This window comes from Arthrobacter sp. TMN-50 (assembly GCF_054511125.1).
The window spans coordinates 1-18,268 of the sequence record NZ_JBTNDG010000025.1 but is presented as its reverse complement, the minus strand read 5'-3'; the positions used below and the strand labels follow the sequence as shown (position 1 = coordinate 18,268).

General features: G+C 60.4%; 14 protein-coding genes and 2 riboswitches. Of the genes, 10 read left to right on the top strand and 4 right to left on the bottom strand.

Annotated features, from left to right (window positions below; genetic code table 11):
- Positions 1 to 791 precede the first annotated feature (791 nt).
- Positions 792 to 1,574 carry a hypothetical protein gene (locus tag ACX80A_RS14960; RefSeq protein WP_459260561.1) on the top strand — a complete coding sequence of 261 codons (783 nt, stop codon included), beginning with the start codon at positions 792 to 794 and terminating at the stop codon, positions 1,572 to 1,574.
- A gap of 208 nt (positions 1,575 to 1,782) precedes the next feature.
- Here the strand turns inward: ACX80A_RS14960 and ACX80A_RS14955 are convergent, their stop codons facing one another.
- Entirely contained in the window at positions 1,783 to 2,190 is a 408-nt protein-coding gene (locus ACX80A_RS14955) for a metal-sensitive transcriptional regulator (RefSeq protein WP_459260560.1), read from the bottom strand.
- Between the two features lie 322 nt (positions 2,191 to 2,512).
- A riboswitch (cyclic di-AMP (ydaO/yuaA leader) is annotated at positions 2,513 to 2,726 on the top strand.
- Between the two features lie 3 nt (positions 2,727 to 2,729).
- Between ACX80A_RS14955 and ACX80A_RS14950 the strand changes: the two genes are divergently transcribed.
- The 9 genes from ACX80A_RS14950 (at position 2,730) to ACX80A_RS14910 (ending at position 12,855) form a co-directional block, all read left to right on the top strand.
- Positions 2,730 to 3,584 carry a C40 family peptidase gene (locus ACX80A_RS14950; protein ID WP_459260559.1) on the top strand — a complete coding sequence of 285 codons (855 nt, stop codon included), beginning with the start codon at positions 2,730 to 2,732 and terminating at the stop codon, positions 3,582 to 3,584.
- A gap of 396 nt (positions 3,585 to 3,980) precedes the next feature.
- Positions 3,981 to 4,115: a hypothetical protein gene (locus tag ACX80A_RS14945; protein WP_459260558.1), complete on the top strand. Its 135-nt coding sequence runs from the start codon at positions 3,981 to 3,983 to the stop codon at positions 4,113 to 4,115.
- A complete protein-coding gene (locus tag ACX80A_RS14940; protein WP_459260557.1) occupies positions 4,099 to 4,614 on the top strand; it encodes a class F sortase in 516 nt (171 codons plus the stop codon). The genes ACX80A_RS14945 and ACX80A_RS14940 overlap by 17 nt, the downstream gene beginning before the upstream one ends.
- Before the next feature lie 582 nt (positions 4,615 to 5,196).
- Entirely contained in the window at positions 5,197 to 6,336 is a 1,140-nt protein-coding gene (locus tag ACX80A_RS14935) for an FAD-dependent oxidoreductase (protein ID WP_459260556.1), read from the top strand.
- A 238-nt stretch (positions 6,337 to 6,574) separates the two neighbouring features.
- On the top strand, positions 6,575 to 7,024 hold the full coding sequence (locus tag ACX80A_RS14930; protein WP_459260555.1) for a MerR family transcriptional regulator: 450 nt from the start codon (positions 6,575 to 6,577) through the stop codon (positions 7,022 to 7,024).
- 817 nt (positions 7,025 to 7,841) lie between these two features.
- Positions 7,842 to 8,747 carry a sulfurtransferase gene (locus tag ACX80A_RS14925; protein WP_459260554.1) on the top strand — a complete coding sequence of 302 codons (906 nt, stop codon included), beginning with the start codon at positions 7,842 to 7,844 and terminating at the stop codon, positions 8,745 to 8,747.
- A gap of 263 nt (positions 8,748 to 9,010) precedes the next feature.
- Positions 9,011 to 10,369, top strand: coding sequence for an MBL fold metallo-hydrolase (locus tag ACX80A_RS14920; RefSeq protein ID WP_459260553.1), 1,359 nt, complete (start codon positions 9,011 to 9,013; stop codon positions 10,367 to 10,369).
- 114 nt (positions 10,370 to 10,483) lie between these two features.
- Positions 10,484 to 11,407: a prolipoprotein diacylglyceryl transferase gene (gene lgt, locus ACX80A_RS14915; RefSeq protein WP_459260552.1), complete on the top strand. Its 924-nt coding sequence runs from the start codon at positions 10,484 to 10,486 to the stop codon at positions 11,405 to 11,407.
- Positions 11,408 to 11,571: 164 nt separating this feature from the next.
- Positions 11,572 to 12,855 (top strand): IS256 family transposase, encoded by a 1,284-nt coding sequence (locus ACX80A_RS14910; RefSeq protein ID WP_459260551.1) that lies wholly within the window; start codon positions 11,572 to 11,574, stop codon positions 12,853 to 12,855.
- A gap of 262 nt (positions 12,856 to 13,117) precedes the next feature.
- Here ACX80A_RS14910 and ACX80A_RS14905 read toward each other — a convergent pair whose 3' ends face one another.
- From ACX80A_RS14905 to ACX80A_RS14895, 3 genes are all read right to left on the bottom strand, one after another.
- Positions 13,118 to 14,323, bottom strand: a complete 1,206-nt coding sequence (locus ACX80A_RS14905; protein WP_459260550.1) for an MFS transporter — start codon at positions 14,321 to 14,323, stop codon at positions 13,118 to 13,120.
- Positions 14,324 to 14,672: 349 nt separating this feature from the next.
- Positions 14,673 to 16,661, bottom strand: a complete 1,989-nt coding sequence (locus ACX80A_RS14900; protein WP_459260549.1) for a cytochrome c oxidase assembly protein — start codon at positions 16,659 to 16,661, stop codon at positions 14,673 to 14,675.
- Between the two features lie 167 nt (positions 16,662 to 16,828).
- Positions 16,829 to 17,905 carry a peptidoglycan DD-metalloendopeptidase family protein gene (locus ACX80A_RS14895; RefSeq protein WP_459260548.1) on the bottom strand — a complete coding sequence of 359 codons (1,077 nt, stop codon included), beginning with the start codon at positions 17,903 to 17,905 and terminating at the stop codon, positions 16,829 to 16,831.
- Between the two features lie 3 nt (positions 17,906 to 17,908).
- Positions 17,909 to 18,103: riboswitch (cyclic di-AMP (ydaO/yuaA leader) on the bottom strand.
- Positions 18,104 to 18,268: the final 165 nt, after the last annotated feature.

The following is an 18,268-nucleotide window of genomic DNA, read 5'->3' as shown; positions in this document are numbered from 1 at the left end:
TCCGAACCTGGCGACAGCACCCCCCGGATCATCAATGACAGGGGCAGAAAGTCATACCAAGCCCAGCGACCAAGCCCCCGACCTTCGAGGACTCCAATAAATGTAACGGGGCAGCCGTCAGCGGGTCAGTCAATTCGACACGCCGTTGCCGTAAAACCTCCACCATTCGTCACGTACAGCGCAAAGGATGGGCCTGAGTGACGACTGCGAAGGGTAGGGAAGGGCAAGCGAATGTTCTTCTCAGCACACAGCCCTCGTCGCCACCGCCAGAGCTTCGCTTACTGAGGGGTCGCATGAACCCGGTGGTGGCATGAAGAAAGCGTCGGAGAGCACGGTGGAGACCGCTCTTTGTGTTCTCCGACCCTTTCGACCGGGTAGAAAAGAGCCCGGCTATCAGTCACTCGCACATGAAGATAGCTAAAACACTACGCCTGCCGTCTGAGCTTTACCTGGCAATATGGGTTGTTCTTTACCTGTTGTGCGTGCTCAAGAAAAGCGGCGACATTTTAGATGTTTTGGACGTCCGCGCACCGCAACCATCGGGCTAGATAGTTTTCGGCGATAGGCCGAAGATACCCACGCGCCTCACCAGGATCATCCGTCACACAAATACGCTATCCAGGGGGCGGTTCTTTGTTTACAGTGAGAACAAGCACCACAACGTTTTGCGGGTGCTGGAGCTTCAGGGTAGCTGTGTGGGGGCAATCCACCCAGGAGTGTGCTCCGAATCACTTATTAGGGCGTGTCCTACCCGGGATGCGCGCTCACCGCACAGTGAAGGAATAACTTTCATGAACAAGGCCATGCGTTTTCTTGCAGTCCCCACCCTCGCCCTCGGCGCTTTAGCCATGGCATCCTCCCCAGCGATAGCGCATGGCGAAGAGAGCCATTCCTACTCCTCGACCCTGGGCCAGCTCAACGGCACCACCGGCACCGGCACCATCACCGTTGATGTCACCGGTGACAAGGCATTGGTGGACTTGCAGGTTTCCGGTCTTGCAGAGACCTTCATGGACGGGCCATACCCTCACGTCCAGCACATCCACGGTGGAGCACTGGGTGAATGCCCGACCCCAGCCGATGACGCAAACGGCGATGGCATCCTGAACACCACCGACGGTGCTCCCTCCTACGGTGGTATCCTGACCACACTAACCACCAGCGGCGCCACCGGCCCTGAGGAGGGCCTCAACCTCGAGCTCGGCGGCCAGGGCGGAAGCTACACCGTCGAACGCGAGATTGACCTCAACGCCGAAACCAAGGCCTCCCTCGAAGCCGGCACCGCCGTCGTCGTTGTCCACGGCCTGGACCCGGCAACTGCTGGTGTCTCCGAGGAAGTCTTCAACTCCCCAAGTGACCTGGATCCTTCACTTCCTCTCGGGGCAACCTCACCGGCGCTGTGTGGAACTCTTGTAGCCTCCCAGATGGGTGACATGCCTGCCGGTGGCGCTGACACCGGTGTGGCCCAGGAAACCGGGTCCAACACTGCCATGCTCGCACTCGGTGGCGGACTCGTTCTGGCCGCAGCAGCCGGTGGAACCTACATGGTCCGCCGCAGCAACACCAACGCATAAACAGCTAAACACACATCACTACCTGAACTAACCGGATCCGAACCTTCCACCGAATAGCTCACCCAAAACGACCGCCGCAGAAGCCCCAAACCTCTGCGGCGGTCGTTTGTCGTACACAGACGACAGCGGTATCCCTGTCGTGGGCGACCACACTCCCCGCCAAATCTTCTGGGATACCTGCATAGGGAGGCGAGACCAAGAATGACGGTTAGCGTAGCAGTCTGCTGATGGCCTGGGTTGCTTCCTTGACCTTCGCGTCGATGGCTTCGGCGGATCCGGTGGTTCTAGCTTCTTGCGCTGCTTCGACGACGCAGTGTTGCAGGTGGTTTTCCAGCAATCCCAGGCTTACGGCATGCATTGCACTGTTTGCCGCAGCGACCTGGGTAAGGATGTTGATGCAGTATTGATCTTCGTCAATCATGCGTGCTATCCCGCGGACTTGTCCTTCGATGCGCTTCAGACGCCGCAAGCAGGCGGCCTTGTCCGAGGAGTAGCCATGTACTGCTTGATTGGTCGCCGGATGATCAGTCTTTGTTGGCTCCGCCGGGGAGAACTCCGTGTCAGCTGCCTTCAGGGAGTCTGTTGTACTGCTTCGAGATCCAGGTTCGGCGCTCACGTGCTTTCCTTTCACTACCAACAGATATGCTCCGGCCGTGCCCAGATCAGATCGGTGGTGCGTCCCCAGCTACGCGTTCCGCGCAGCAACCATAAGTATGAACGACGCTTCAACTCGCCCAGAACGCTTGAGTGCCGTTATGGGTTCCGCTCATCGATCGTAGGCACACCAAACCTAGTAGCCACATGAGTGGGTGTTGAATACCGTAACCGTAACCGTTACGTGACATAGATACCAGGGTGGGGTATTCTCGTCCGAGTGATCCCGGCACCCCCGCCAAGATCATATTCCCGTGCAGAATGCCGAGCCCTGCCGCTGCACCGGGAGCCGTTCGCACAATCCAGATGGCAGGGACGGGGGAACCACGTTTCCACCGGGCCGCCGCACGCGGTGACCCTCGGGGTTAAGTCGATTCGACTATCCAGCGTAGAACCTGCATCGTTCGCGATGGCAGGCGCTGCACTTAGGTAGCGGACGGCCGGGTGACTCCCATCCGAACCCGACAGCTCACCCCGCAGGCATGGGAGAGGCAAATTACCATGTCACGTTCATTCCTTTCGGCACGCCACCGCGCCGCCACTACCCACTCCATCGCCCTTGAGGGCCTCGCTCAGACCGCGAAGACCAACGCCGTCGCACTGGGCAAGCCAGCCATCATCGCAGCCGCGACCGGCAGCCTCGTTTTCTCCGTTGGAGCCACCGCTCACGCGGGAACCTACGCCGAGAATGCCACGACCGCACAGGCAACAACCGTCTCGGCAACGGCTGCAGGGGTTCACACTGTCGTCGCCGGTGACACTTTAGGCGCGATCGCCGCGCTGCACGGACTGAGCCTTGAAAACCTTCTGGCACAGAACGGCCTGTCCTATGCCTCAGTGATCTACCCGGGGCAGCAGATCCAGCTCACCAGCAGTGCAAGCGCGGCCGTCAGCCCCGCTACTGTTCCAGCGGCACCTGCAGCCCAGGCAATCGCCCCGGCAGCAGTCCCAGTGGCACCAGCCCCCGCCGTGCCAGCCATGATGACGTTGGCCTCGGGGTCTATCACCCCAATTACACAGGAAACCCCGTCAGTTCCGGCAAGCGGAGTCGGCGCAGCCCTTGTCGCCTCGGCATACGGGCAGCTCGGTTCCATCCAGGACTGCACCATCCTCGTCGAGCGGGCATTGCGTTCCATCGGCCTGAACGTCGGAGACCTCGGACCCCTGCAATTCGATCAGTACGGAACCCGAGTCTCAAGCCCCGCGCCCGGCGATCTGGTCGTCCGCCCCGGCCACATCGGTATCTACGTCGGGAACGGCAACGTCATCAGCAGCGGCATGAACGGGGCTAACCTCACCATTGAGCATCCGCTATCCGACCTCGCCGGATCATATTTCGTCCGAGTCAACGGCTAACACCTAGGCCTTGCGGAGAGACTCCGTAAACTGAACAAAAGTGGCAGATGTCCTGGACGGAGGGCACCTGCCACTTTTTGTGTCCGGGTTCCCATATTGTCTGACCATGCTGCGATTAGCCGCCGTTCACGGCTAACAGTCGCAGGCGGCCACCATGAACATAAACATGCCCCGGTTGCTTGCTGGTCAGTCGGTTCACGAGGAACCCATCCGTTTCGACGGCTGTTTCGAAGAATAGTCAAGCACGTTGGTTGGGGGCCTGCAGTAGCAATGTCAAGGAACAACCCTCTAAGTCCCACGAATTGATTGGACAAAGCTCATCATGCTCAGCTCACCCAGCGGACGTCGCAGTGGCTACCTAGCCTCAGCAGCAGTTGCTGCCCTCATCCTTACCGGTTGCGCAACAGACGCCCCACCCCAAAGCCAAGGAACGGCGTCGGCGCCGACGGTTTCTTCCTCGCCCGCGGTTCCAGCTCCCACGCCGACACCCACGCCGACACCCACGCCGACACCTGTGCCGCCCGCGCCTGAGATGCCCGCGGCGGCGGCCCTTGCTCCTACCCAGTTGCCGGTGTTGCCCGAGTCGGCCCCGGTTTCATTCAGTGTGCCCTCCATCGGCGCCGGATCAGAGCTGCTTAGCCTTGGGCTGCGTGAAAACGGCTCACTGGAGGTTCCTCCAGATGGCCCCGGCGCCCCGGCGAGCTGGTATAACGAGTCCCCCACCCCCGGCGAACGCGGACCAGCTGTCCTCCTAGGCCACGTCAATGCAACCGGCGGCGGACCAGGCGTCTTCGCCGACTTGCGCAAACTCAAGGCCGGGGACACCATTGATGTGCTTCGTGAAGACGGCACCACGGCGACCTTCGTTTTCGAACGCGGCGAGCAGTACGTCAAAGACGAGTTTCCGACCCTGACGGTCTACGGCAACACGGAGGGATCCGAACTACGCCTGATCACCTGCGACGGCTATAACCCAGATACCGGTGAATTCGACGATAACTACGTCGTCTACGCAAAGCTGGTCACCTAAGACCTGTGAATTCGATAGCCGCTGCTGGCCCGATCAACGATCCCTGCACTAGTGACTGGGAGCACGCTATTTAGGGCCACTCTGCAGTTCGTAGTCTTAGACGCCGACGATGGCATTAGGTAGGAGGATTAGGGCCAGACCGTGCCTGTTTTGACGGTCCTGGCGATACCAGAGCCAGAGCGGCTTCCAATACCTGCAAAATTGGCAGATCAACGCGTCCGTAGCGGGCGATGGGCTTGGTGAGCGTCTTTCCGTGTGCGGCTTCGATTAGTTCGTTCTCGAGCCCGGCGGCGCTCGTATATCTGATTGGTATTTCGAGTTCACTTTGGAACTTGAAATCCCTAAGCCCCTTGTTCCGGGAAAAGTTCGCGGCCTTCACACAAAGCTGCGAGGGGTGCCGGTTCCCAACGTCGCACTCGGCCAGTCACCTAGGCCGCCAAGGCAGAAGTGTTCATTCCCGACGCTTCGCGAGCAAAACAACGTGAGCTGACGCGAACCTATTGCGATCGTATTGACCTTCCAGTGAATGGAAGGTTTACGGTTGCGGTTCAGATAGAAGCGACGACAGTGAGGTGGCAAGAGATGGTGGAGAATCACGGACGACGAGCCCTAGTGATCGGGGCTGGAGTGATCGGGCTAACGACGGCGTTGTCCTTGCGGAAGGAAGGCTGGAACGTGACGGTGGTCGCCGAGAGTTTCGCTCCGGAAGTTACCTCGACCGCTGCGGGGGCGGTGTGGGAGTGGCCGCCATCGGTATGTGGACGCCACCATGACGAGATCCTGCTGGAGAAATCCAAGGCATGGGCTATGGCTTCATACGAGCAATTCCGAGAGCTGGCTAAACGGCCGCAGGAAACTGGCGTGTTCATTCGGCCAGCCGTTTTCTACTTTCGGTACCCGATCGCTTCCCGACCGGCTGAGTTAGCGAAGATGCATGATATTGCTCGCAATGTTCCAGGTTTTGTTCACGATCCGGCGTTGGCCGATGCTGGGGGAGTGAGCCCGGGGGTCGGTGTTCAGGACGCTTACTCATACCTCGCCCCGGTGGTGGATACCGAAAAGTACATGTCCTGGCTACAAGGGGAAGCCCTGAATGCTGGCTGTCAGCTGGTCCCCTACCGGGTTTCGGGCGACCTGCGTGAGCAGGAGCAGGGGCTCCGGGAAGAGTTCGGTGTTGAGGTGGTTGTGAACTGCTCTGGATTGGGCTCGATCGAGCTGGCTGGTGACAGCGCCCTGTCGCCGCACCGCGGAGCCTTGATCCGCGTCCGCAACGATGGGACGAAGATGCCGCGGATCACCAGCGTTCATGCTGTGGCCAACGACGCGGGCACCGATGAGCAGGACATGATCTTCATTGTCCCTAAGGGAGAGGACCGGCTGTTGCTGGGGGGGCTGGTGGAGCCAGACGAATGGGGCCTCGACATCGGCTTGGATAACTATGAGCCGGTTCGGGAGATGCTCCGTCGCTGCATTGAGTTCTTCCCGTTGCTCGCTGATGCTGAGATCGACGAGTTCGAACCAGTGCGCGCTGGGTTGCGCCCCTTCCGAACTCACAGCATCCGGCTGGAGGTCGATCCGGGCACCCGCATTGTGCACAACTATGGCCATGGCGGGGCCGGGGTGACTCTGTCTTGGGGTTGCGCCGAGGACGCCATGCGGCTGGTAGACCAGCTCGCCAGTGAGTCACGCGAAGCATATTACGCAGGCTCCCCGCAGCGGTAGCGGCGTCGTTTGGGCCGGTGCGTGCTTGACGGCCTCCCAGGGTTTCTTTCTATCTGTCCCGGGTGTTAAGGGACGGGAGGGAGCTCCCTTCGTGTGGACAGCCGATCTTTTCGTGTGCGGACGGGTGATGTCCCTGCCCGGGAGGACGGAGATTCTACCGGTTGTCGGGTCAGGGGGGTGGCAGCCAGGGTTCTTACGACACCTCCCGCCCAGCTGTAATATGTGTTAAGGAGGAATGATGAGAATTGGTGAAGTTGCTCAGGTAGCGGGCGTAAATCCGAAAACGATTCGGTACTACGAATCCATCGGTGTTCTCGCGGCGCCCGCCCGGATGGGCTCTGGGTATCGAAATTATGATGAGTCGTTTTACGACCGGTTATCGTTCATTCGGACCGCCCGGCGGTTGGGCGTCACCTTGGATGAGGTGAAAGAAATTCTGTCCTTTAGCGAGCGGGGAGAGACACCGTGCGCGTATGTCCTCGGTGTTCTTGATGCGCAGCTGGAAGGGATCGATCGACGTATAGAAGAACTTGAACTGCTGCGTGAGCAACTGACGGAAATCACATCGGAAGCAGACCGGATTCCGCCAGGGGATATCAGTGGCACCTGCCGGTTGATTGAACATGTCCGCCACCAAACCGATGACGCCAAAAACAGTTGGGATCGACGGCGTTTGGCTGTTCGATAAACCTTCAGCCGACGAGTGGGGTGTTTCGATGGAAGGACGGACTCGGTTACCGTTCCTGCGGTTCACTTCGTTACCGTCTGAACCGCGCGGCGAGCTATTTATGGGGGACCCCGTCACGAGTAAATACGCGCGAACCAGTCCCGTCGAAGAACAAGCGGAGGAGGAACTCTTGTCTGAGCTCCTCCTTGGAATAGACCAAGGCGCCCGGGAGGCGTTCATCGCTTTCTATCAACTAACGTCGCACGGAGTTTACGTGTTTACGCGGCGGATCATCCTGGATGTGGAACTCGCCCTGGACACTACCGAGCCGTCGATAAAGTACGCAGCGAATAGGCTGGCACGAATTGCGTGCTCCGATGGTGCACCGTCAATTAGGGCGTCGAGTACGATTTCGTTGCGGAAACTGTCGCCGACCCGATGGTAAGGGCAAGACGTCGCCTGGTGCTTGCTGAGTCTTTCCTGTCTCCAACGCGAGGCGGTCACGCCTGCCTATTATTACTGCTTGACTTACCGCGAGGTGGCACCCCGGCTTGATTGTCCCCTACCCATCGTCAGATCAAAGGTTAAGTGGGAATGGAACGGCTGCGCCTATCCAGGGGAGGCCCGACCGCTGAGGCCTTCATTAGGAGGCTGGGGCCGGGTCGATCAGCTTGTCCGGGCGCAACTGAAACACCTTCAGCTCTACTTTTGCGGTGCAACGACAGCAATCTGAACCTTGATAGTAAAGCGCCGACCTAACGGGGGAAGGGGGTAGCTTTGGTGCGTATTACTATGTAGCATAGTAGTTCCTATACATTTGCTGCAGAGAGGTTTTTTGATGACGCTTGAGACAGATCCCCAGGACAAGTTCGCCGACTATGCCAATCCGGAACGGCTTGTTTCCACTCACTGGCTTGCAGGGCACCTAGGCAGCGAAAATCTCATCGTCGTTGAGTCGGATGAGGATGTTCTTCTTTACGACACGGGACATATTCCTGGTGCAGTCAAAATTGACTGGCATACCGATCTCAATGACGAAGTCACTCGCGACTACGTCGATGGCGAAAACTTCGCCAATCTCATGTCGGTGAAAGGTATATCCAGGAACACGACCGTAGTGATTTACGGGGATAAAAGTAACTGGTGGGCCGCCTACGCGTTGTGGGTTTTCACCCTCTTCGGTCACGAAGACGTCCGCCTTCTCGACGGTGGTCGAGATAAGTGGATTGCCGATGGCCGAGAACTGACAACTGACATCCCCGGAACCACCCCTACTTACTACCCCGTCGTCGACCGCAACGACACCCCCATCCGCGCCTACATGACCGACGTGCACCAGCACTTTGGAAGACCGCTAATCGATGTCCGCTCGATGGATGAATACACTGGCGCCCGGACCCACATGCCCGCCTACCCCGAAGAGGGTGCGCTGCGTGGGGGCCACATTCCCTCGGCAGCATCGGTGCCGTGGGCTCGAGCCGCAGGGGAGGATGGCACATTTCGGACACGGGCGGAGCTCGACGCGATCTACCGCGAAGAAGTAGGACTGGAAAGCGGTGACGAGGTGGTCACCTATTGCCGAATTGGCGAACGGTCCAGCCACACGTGGTTTGTTCTGTCCTATTTACTAGGATTCAAAAACGTCCGCAATTACGATGGCTCCTGGACCGAATGGGGCAACGCCGTGCGCGTACCGATCGCCAGGGGAGCGGAGCCGGGAATCGTTCCTGCCACATCCCGCTAAGAACCATACTTGAGAGTTGGGATATGTAGCGCGAGAAATTGTTCCAGGCTTTGATCTCCCGCTTACTGGCACTTCTCATTGGCCGCACGTTACCCGACCCTTTTGTATCCCCGATCTGGAACCCGCTCAACGAGGCAAGGTCCGCTGCGTCCACCACGATGGGCGCCATGATCGCCTGGCAGCGTACCAGCCTGCGAGCCACCTAAAACGGCCGAAGAATCTGATTTCTCGAACATGACCGATATACATCTAGGGAGAAAACCATGGACGTCCTCATCATTGAAACCCCGCAACTCGGGGACCGCAGCTACCTGATCCACGACGGCGAGGTAGCACTGGTCATCGACCCTCAACGCGACACTGACCGGGTGGAAAAGGCCGCGACCGAAGCAGGGGTGCGGATCACGCACATCGCCGAAACCCACATCCATAACGACTACCTCACCGGAGGAGTGGCTTTTGCTAACCAACTCGGCGCGGCGTATCTGGTAAACGCCGCCGACCCGGTGACCTATGAGCGCACCCCGATCAGCGACGGAGAGACCGTCCAGATCGGACGTTTTCTGCTGAAAGCGGTGGCAACCCCCGGCCACACCCATACCCATCTGTCTTACATTGCCACCTCCGACAATGGTGAACAGGCCGTCTTCTCGGGCGGCAGCCTCCTCTACGGGTCGGTGGGACGAACCGACCTGATCAACGCAGATGACACAGTGGCACTCACCCACGACCAGTACGCCTCCGTCCGCCGCCTGGTCGAGGAAGCAGCCCACGACGCGGCCCTGTATCCCACCCACGGCTTCGGATCATTCTGTTCCTCCGGCCCCTCCAGCGGTGCTGGAGAATCCACGGTCGGTGAGCAGCTCACCACCAATCACGCGCTCACCGATCCGGACGTTGAGCACTTCGTGCGCGAACTGATAGCGAATCTCACCGCGTACCCCTCGTACTACGCCCACATGGGACCCGCAAACACGGCAGGTCCAGGTCCGGCTGACCTGTCCGTCCCGGATTCCCTGGAACCCGCGGAGCTCTCCCGCCGGCTTGAAGACGGCGAGTGGGTGGTTGATCTTCGCAACCGGATAGCCTACGCCAGTAACCACCTGCAGGGATCAGTGAGCTTCGAATACGGCGACGGGTCGAGCTTCACCACCTTCCTGGGCTGGGTCCTGCCTTGGGACAAAAAGCTCACCCTCGTCGGAGAGCACGACGACGTCGAAAACGCGATCCGCGACCTGTCTCGCATTGGTATTGATTCCCCCGACGCCGTCCTGGGAATAGACCCGCATGAGCTCGCCGCCGACACCGCCGTTGTCTCCTACCCGCGCGTCGGATGGGATGAAATGCTCACTCATCGACCAGACAATAACACCATTTTGGATGTCCGGGGCGCCGATGAGTACACCGCCTCCCACATTCCGGGGGCTGTGAACATCCCCGTGCACGAACTACTCACCCGCATGGATGAAGTCCCCCCAGGAAAGCTCTGGATCCACTGCGGGTCCGGCTACCGTTCCGGGGTCGGTGCCAGCCTGCTGCAACGCGCCGGTAAGGACGTCATCCACATCGATGCCATGTTCGGCCAAGCCGAAGAAGCAGGCATTCCACTAGAACAACCCTGAGTCCTAGAATGACAAAATCCCGTCACCCGGACACCCCGACCGGTGGTTCGTCAGCCTCTCCCGCCGACCGGCGTACCGCTGTGAGCACCTCACCCCCATCTACCGAAATAGGTCATGAATTCTCTCGCGGAACCCTCCTCTTATCTTCCCTCCCCGACCATCAGCGCCATCCAATTGGGACCGGTTACCCTCCACTTCTATGCGCTATGCATTCTTGCAGGGATCATCGCTGCCTGCTGGCTGACCGACCGGCGTCTCACCAGCCGGGGCGGGCAGCCAGGACAGGTTTTAGATGTGGTGCTGTGGGCGGTCCCCTTCGGAATCATCGGAGGCAGGCTCTACCACGTCATCACCGACTACCAGCTGTACTTCGCGCCGGGACGGGACCCCTGGGCTGCGTTGCGGATTTGGGATGGCGGCCTCGGAATTTGGGGTGCCATCGCTCTGGGCGCCCTGGGCGCCTATATCGGATGCCGCCGGAACGGGGTACGTTTCAGCGCATTCGCTGACGCGGTAGCCCCAGGCCTGCTGATCGCCCAAGGGATCGGCAGATGGGGAAACTGGTTCAACAACGAACTCTACGGTGCCCCATCAACCCTGCCATGGGCCGTGCAGATTCATGAGATGGATCCTTCGGCAGGACGGGCAGCCCTCGACAGCGCAGGGAACCCGATTGTTCTTGGCTACTTCGAACCAACGTTCCTGTATGAGTCCCTGTGGTCCTTGGCCGCGGCAGGAGTGCTCCTCCTGATAGATCGACGGTTCAAACCCGGGGCGGGAGCGGTCTTCTCGCTTTACGTGGCCTTCTACACTGCTGGCAGGTTTTTCTTCGAACTCATGCGCTCCGACTACGCGAACACCATTCTCGGCCTGCGCGTCAACACCTGGGTATCCGGGATCCTCTTCATCACCGGTGCCTTAGCATTCCTGGCCCTTCGCCGCAGGCCCCCAGCCACCACGTCGAAAGAGCTCGACGCCCGGCAGGAAGAACAAGGAACAACCCCGGATAAAGGCACAACAAATACGAACACTCTGTAAACCAACAAACTCGTCCCACAACAACCTCTCTTTGCGTCCATCATGCTCAGCCTTGGATCATGCTCAGCCTTCGATCATGCTCAGCCAGGAAATCCACTGGGACTGTCCGGAATTTGGTGTTTTTGGCCTGACACGTCGGGCATGAGCCTGGCGGGGAAGGTGCCGTGATGACGACACTGGATGCTGTGAAGAAAAACAAGGCGGAGCCCTCTGCCGAAGAGGTAGCCGCGAAAGAGTTGGTGCGGTTGGCGGCCGAGCAGGGACTTTCCCTGACCGGCCCCGACGGGTTGCTAAAGCAGTTCACGAAGACGGTTCTTGAGACTGCGCTGAATGAGGAAATGACCGATCATCTCGGGCATGAGAAAAACCGGGCTGCCCAGGATCGGGATACCTCGAACGTACGAAACGGATCAAGACCGAAAACAGTCCTGACCGAAGCGACCGGGCATGTTCAGATCGAGGTTCCTAGGGATCGGGACGGGACGTTTGATCCGGTCTTTGTGAAAAAACACCAGCGCCGGTTGACCGGTGTCGACGAGATGGTCCTATCCCTTTATGCCCACGGCCTGACAACCGGGGAGATCAGTGCCCATTTCGCCCACATCTACGGGGCGCAGGTGTCTAAGGAAACCATTTCGAGGATTACCGACAAGGTCTCCGAGGAAATGGCCAGCTGGTCCTCCCGACCTCTCGATAGCGTTTACGCGGCGATCTTCATTGATGCGATCGTGGTCAAGATTCGAGACGGCCAGGTGGCCAACAGGCCCATCTATGCGGCGATCGGGGTCTCGCTGGAGGGCGAGAAAGACGTCCTCGGCCTCTGGGCTGGGACCGGCGGTGAAGGGGCCAAGTTTTGGATGAGCGTCCTCACAGACATGAAGAACCGGGGTGTGAGCGATACGTTCTTCCTCGTCTGCGACGGCCTGAAAGGTTTGCCGGAGGTAGTGTCCAACGTTTGGCCCCTCACGACGGTTCAAACATGCATCATCCACTTGATCAGGAACACATTCCGGCTGGCGTCGAAGAAGGACTGGGATGCCCTCAAAAAAGATGTCCGCCCGATTTACACTGCACCGAATGCCGCAGCAGCCCGAGCCGCGTTGGACGAGCTGACGGATACGTGGGGCCGGAAATACGCGGCCATCATCAGACTGTGGGGAAACGCGTGGGAGGAATTCACGCCCTTTCTCGACTACGACGTTGAGATCCGCACCGTCATCTGCAGCACGAACGCAATCGAGTCGCTGAATGCACGATACCGGCGGGCCGTACGGGCTCGTGGACATTTTCCGACCGAGGCTGCCGCGCTCAAATGCCTCTATCTCGTCACCCGTTCCCTTGACCCCACCGGTGCCGGCAGGACACGCTGGACCGTACGGTGGAAACCCGCGCTGAATGCCTTTGCCATCACTTTCGCCGGCCGTTGGCCGGCAGCCGAAACCTACTAACTAAAATGCTGAAAACACCGAAAACGTTACAGACCCAATCCACTCGCCAGAATGCCGACGAACGGGGAGCAGGTCAACCTCGGCACAGTCAGCCTCATTGGGGGCGTCCGAAATGCCGCTTCAGCCATACCAAAAGTTCGAGTCATACTCAGCGAGCGAGCCGAGGTTCTGGGATCAGTTGTGGCACTTGAGGTCTTCAGCGGTGATGATCGATGCGCAAGACCGAGTGGCGCGTCCACTCTCAAGGAAGTGAAACACTCTGTTAATTGGCCGCGGGTGCGTTTTTGAGTCCGCGCCAGCCGGTCCAGGCGGCTGCGAGCAGGAGGGCGCCGCCGAGGTAGAAGACGGCTCTGATGCCGAAGAGATCGGCGGCGATGCCGCCGAGTAGGAGTGAGATGAGCCGTCCGGATTGCCAGAGCATGTCGAAGGTCGCAAAGATACGTCCACGGAGTTTTTCCGGTATTTCTGCTTGGAGCAGTGAGTTGAAGGTGACGGCTCCGGTGGAGGTCCCCAACCCGTAGACGACCAGGGCGGCCATGGCCGAGAATAAGCCGGTAATCGTAGCGAGGACAACATCGACCAGTCCGCGCAGGACAAACGGCCCAAGCACAAACCCGGCCCGGCGGGGGTTGTCGGTGATTTTGCTGAGGATGAGGGGCCCGATTGCGGCGCCTACGCCGATGGCTCCGATGAGCAGCCCGAAGCTGGCCTCGTCGAGGCGGAGGTGGTCCTGTGCCAGGACGACAAGTAGCGCCCCGGTTGCTCCGGCTGAAAGGGCGGCAAGAAACTGGGTGGCCGCCAGTGCGCGCAGCAGTCGGTGTCCGGCAAGTTCGGAGAGGCCTTCACGGGCATCCCGGTACCAGGAGGTCCGTTGGGTGCGTTCGGGATGGGCCGGCACTTTCAGGCGTAACAGGGCTGCGGCGGAGGCGAGGTAGCTTGCGGCGTTGATCCAGAACGCCCAGTCATAGCCGAAGACTGCGACCACCACCCCGGCCAGCGGTGCGAGCACGACCTGGGAGATGACGGCGGCGGTCCAAATCCCGCTGTTCGCAGCCACCAGGTCCCGTTCCTCGACGATGGAGGGTAGGACTGATTGCGCTGCCGGGTTGAAGAACACGGCCGCGGCCGAGAGGCCGACAGCGATGAGGTAGACGTTGAAGACGTTGCCGTCCACGAAGGGCAGGGCAAAGGCCAGCCCAGCCCTGACCAGGTCAGCGGCGATCATGACTTTCACGCGTGGCAGCCGGTCCACCAGAGCCCCCGCTAGGGGAGCCAAAATCAGGACCGGGATGATTTCGGCGATGACCACCCCAGAGACTCCGAGGCCGGAACCGGTCAGTGAGTAGACCAACAGAACCAGGGCGACCGTGTTGAACGCATCCCCCCACTGGGAAATGGTCCGGGCCGTCCACAGCGCACGGTAGGGGCGCTGTTTAAGAAGCGACGTTAACGAGGTGCTGGGGGCCATGTTCCGATCCTTTCAGAAAAGCTGCACGGAGTCGGGCACGGGTCTCCGATTGATGAAAGGGAAGCGGCGGTGGTGTGCTCAGGTTCAATCGTTTGGACCCTTTCGATATCTCGAGCCGCCAGGTCGTTATTCTGGCGCACCTGCCCACAATGTCGATTGTCACCGCGATGATGATTGCCGTGATTGCTGCGCTTATTCCACCAAGGTATTACGGCGGCGTTCAGTGAAGCGCTGCCTGGATTGGACTGCGGTGAGACGTACCTGCCTGTCGGCGTTGTGCCGGGTCTGGTTCTTTGCTGGTGGTGTTTCCTGTTCATGGCGGGCCTTTCAGTTGTGCTGACAGACATGATCAGTGCCTCCGGGATGTCGTCGGAAGGGTGTTGCGTCGACCGGATCCGGGTTTGACGGACCGGGACACGACGAATGCCACGGCCGTGAGGGCGCAGGCGGAGAGCAGAATGATGCCGGCCTGTTGCTGGTCCGCGGCGGTGGAAGGACCCCATACCCGTCCTAGCCCTGTGAACCAGTCCTGTTCGATGCCCGCCGGCCTCAGGAACCCTAGGCCGACTGCTGCAATGCCACTCAGCGCGACGCTAACGCTTACCACTTGCGGTCCACGAAATCCCGGGGATTCCCGGATGTAAACGGCGTTGATGAACAGCAGGCCGAGGGTGAGGAAAAGGATCAGCACCGTTTCGTGGGCCACGTGTTCGGACAGGCTGAGGGCGAAAGCCGGTGTGAGGTAGAACAGGATGATTACTGATCCCAACGCCAGCCCATAAAGGACTGGCCCGGGTTTCGTTGCGGCGCGTGCGATGGATAGGACAATTTTCTGCGCACCAGAGCTACCGTCGGTGCGTGCCGGCAGGACGCTGAGGATAAGGCGTAACGGTGTGCCTGCCAAGAGCAGTACCGGAACCGCAAAAACCAGCGTCACCATGCTCGCGGTATGGGCGGTGAGCAGGACCGGTGCGTACACGGCCGGAGGCCCGGAGGTGATGAAAGTCAGCAGGATCAGGGCGCTGATCCAGCTCAGCAGAGGCTTGCGCGGCCACCCGGCGCCTTTGCGCCGGGAGGCGAGGTAGGCCCACGCGTAGGCCAGTGCCGCGAACACGGCAGCCGTGATCCACAGCCAGTCGGGCCGCCACTGGGATAACCATGCGAATCCATCAGGTGCGGGAGGCAGCAGGTAGCCGGTGAGCAACTGCGCCGGGGTTGACGTCGGGTCCGGTTCCAAAGGAACGGGGGAGGGGCTGCGGGCTAAGGCGACGGCGAGCCCGGCGGCACCTCCCATGAGGAACAGCTCGACTATAAGAATCTGCCACAGCAGACGGGGTTGACCCGTGGCTCCTGCCAGCTGGGGGATGATCCGGCGGCGGTGAAAGAGTCCCAGCAAACCCAGCAGCAGTGTCGCGGCGGTCTTCGACACGAGCAGCAGGCCATACGGTGAGAGTAGATTCCCAATACTCTCAATCCGGTAAAGGGAACTGATGGCTCCGGTGGCTACCACGAGTGCGAAGGCCAGCCCGGCCAGGACCGAAAAACGGGCCATGATGGTCGCTGTGTCCGCGGGAGAGGATTTCCCGCTGATGGAACCGGGATCGGGGAAGGCCAGGGCGGGGATGATGGCGGCCAGCACGATGATGCCCCCGGCCCAGACCGTTCCGGCGCCGATGTGTAAACCCAGGGTGTTGCTGGCCCCAATGTGGTCGGTGCTGCCCGCGGCGTGACCGATGGCGGAGGTGGCAGGGATGATGCTTGCCAGACAAAGCCCGGCGAGCACCAGTAAGCCCAAGGATGACCGAACCACGAGGACCAGCATGCTGATCAAGACCGCGATGATGAGGATCACCAGTCGGGCCCGGCCCGTGGCGATGTCGGTCACGAACACCCCCAGCTGGGCTGTGAAGGAGGGGGCAGCGCTCAGGGGTGAGCCGGCAATATCGGCATAGGTCAGGAGAAGGACCACCGCTGCCGCTGGCACCCACACCACCGCGGCAACGGATGCCACCGTGATCGCACGCAGGAACGCCGGATGATCCGCATCTCCAGAGCGCCTGGTGGTCCCCGGCTGATGGTGCTTGTTACTGTGAATCCTGCGGGGCACGATCGTGGCGGCGAAAACCAGTGCACCTACCACTGCGGCCAGAGCCAGGTGATGTACGGCCAGAACGGCTGGAAGACCCCACCGGGCAACGGCTCCCGGGTCCCCGAGGACACGCTCCTGGGCTGCACCGGAAAGGGCCACGCCGGCGACTGCCAGCAGAACAGCCGTCGCGAAACTGCCAGCGATCCACACCGCCGCCGCGTTGCGTCGCGGCCCCTGACGTCCTGTCACAAAAAGCCCTTCCACCTTTATCAGGCCTGCGGTCCCGCTCCCGGCAGCGACCCTGGAATCCGGAAACGGCGTTAGACGATAAAGCTGAACCGGCGGGTATAGCTATGGTGCAGGGCATCCTGGGCACTGCGAGGGTATGTTCCGGAAAGCCCTGCACCACATACTTGTTACAGCCAGGCGGCAGGGTCTACTGTCTGGCCATTGACGACGACTTCAAAATTCAGGTGGCAGCCGGTGGAGTTACCGGTGGAACCGGCCACCCCGATCGGTGCTCCGCTTCCCACAGATTGGTTCAGCTGCACACCGATGGTTTCAAGGTGGTTGTACGTGGTTTGAAGACCGTTTCCGTGATCGATGACAATCCGGTTGCCGCCTCCGTAGGCGCTGAACCCGGCTTCGATGACCGTTCCGGCTGCCGAACTCAGGACGGGGGTGCCGCACCCGGCCGCGAAATCAAGGCCCGTATGGAGTTCTCCTCCACGGTAACCAAACGGCGAGTTTACCGACGCGTTTGCTAATGGCGGGTTCAGCCGGCTCACCTGCACCGGCGCTGTGGTCACGGCCGCGAGCATCACCGCAGGTGCAGGTGCAGGTGCTGGAGCTGGCACGGGTGGTGCTGCGGGTGCCGGGGCTGGTGGGGGTGCCGGGGCTGGTGGGGGTGCCGGTAACGCCTGAACACTCAAAGCCTGCACGGCGGGTGCTGCGGGAGCAGGACCGCCGACGGCCACATCACCGGTCAGGTTGATGACATCCCCTGGATAGATGATGGTGCTCTGATTCATCTCGTTGAGGGAGAACACGGTGCCTAGCTCGACACCGTACTGGCCGGAGATGATTCCCAAGGTGTCACCGGAAACGACCGTGTGCGTGGCCAGCGTCGGGGTGTCTGCATCGCCGCTCACGCTGACGATATCGCCCGGGTAGATGATGGTGGTCTGGTTCATCTCGTTGAGGGATAACACGGTGCCTAGCTCGACACCGTACCGGCCGGAGATGGCTCCTAGGGTGTCACCGGAGACGACCGTATGCACGGTTGGTTCTCCTGCTTGGTGAGGTGCATCGGCTGTGTCGACGGCGTTGGCCGGCAGGCCGCCACTGAGCAGTAGTGCTGAAGCGGCGGTAACAACGGCCGTGGACCGGCCGATGCTCCCGGCATGGGAGGTCACGGCGTGTGAAACGACCCGGGCCGGGTGGCGGCGGACAGGATTGGCGCGGTGGCGCGCCGGATGATGGTTCTTAGACAAAAATTGGCCTCTCCCAATGCCGGCGAAGTTAGCTGTCGGACTCGGATGGGATCATCCGGACGCTGAATATCGTCGAAAACATTCATTCAGCGGCTTAGCCCCTAGGGCTTCTCGCGAAGCCCGCTGTTGGTTCCCCCGCTCCTGCCTGATGATCTGCTGCGGACGGCCTCGGGACAGCGGCAGGATTAGGCAATCTGTCCAACGGGCAAACACCTCTGATGGTGTTTCATCGTCCAGTATTGACCTTCCCCCCTAGATGAGTAATTCCTATTGCCGGTGACGGTGTGGAGGCTTTTAAAGTCAGGTGGAGAGTGTTAAACCCAGTATGTGAACCCCGAATTGAACACTCTCCTGACCACACTC

What these genes read in the sequence shown, in the direction of transcription:
- ACX80A_RS14960 (WP_459260561.1), top strand. Translation starts at nt 792, where the DNA reads ATGAACAAGGCCATGCGTTTTCTTGCAGTCCCCACCCTCGCCCTCGGC.
- ACX80A_RS14950 (WP_459260559.1), top strand. Translation starts at nt 2,730, where the DNA reads ATGTCACGTTCATTCCTTTCGGCACGCCACCGCGCCGCCACTACCCAC.
- ACX80A_RS14935 (WP_459260556.1), top strand. Translation starts at nt 5,197, where the DNA reads ATGGTGGAGAATCACGGACGACGAGCCCTAGTGATCGGGGCTGGAGTG.
- ACX80A_RS14930 (WP_459260555.1), top strand. Translation starts at nt 6,575, where the DNA reads ATGAGAATTGGTGAAGTTGCTCAGGTAGCGGGCGTAAATCCGAAAACG.
- ACX80A_RS14925 (WP_459260554.1), top strand. Translation starts at nt 7,842, where the DNA reads ATGACGCTTGAGACAGATCCCCAGGACAAGTTCGCCGACTATGCCAAT.
- ACX80A_RS14920 (WP_459260553.1), top strand. Translation starts at nt 9,011, where the DNA reads ATGGACGTCCTCATCATTGAAACCCCGCAACTCGGGGACCGCAGCTAC.
- lgt (WP_459260552.1), top strand. Translation starts at nt 10,484, where the DNA reads ATGAATTCTCTCGCGGAACCCTCCTCTTATCTTCCCTCCCCGACCATC.
- ACX80A_RS14905 (WP_459260550.1), bottom strand. Translation starts at nt 14,323, where the DNA reads ATGGCCCCCAGCACCTCGTTAACGTCGCTTCTTAAACAGCGCCCCTAC.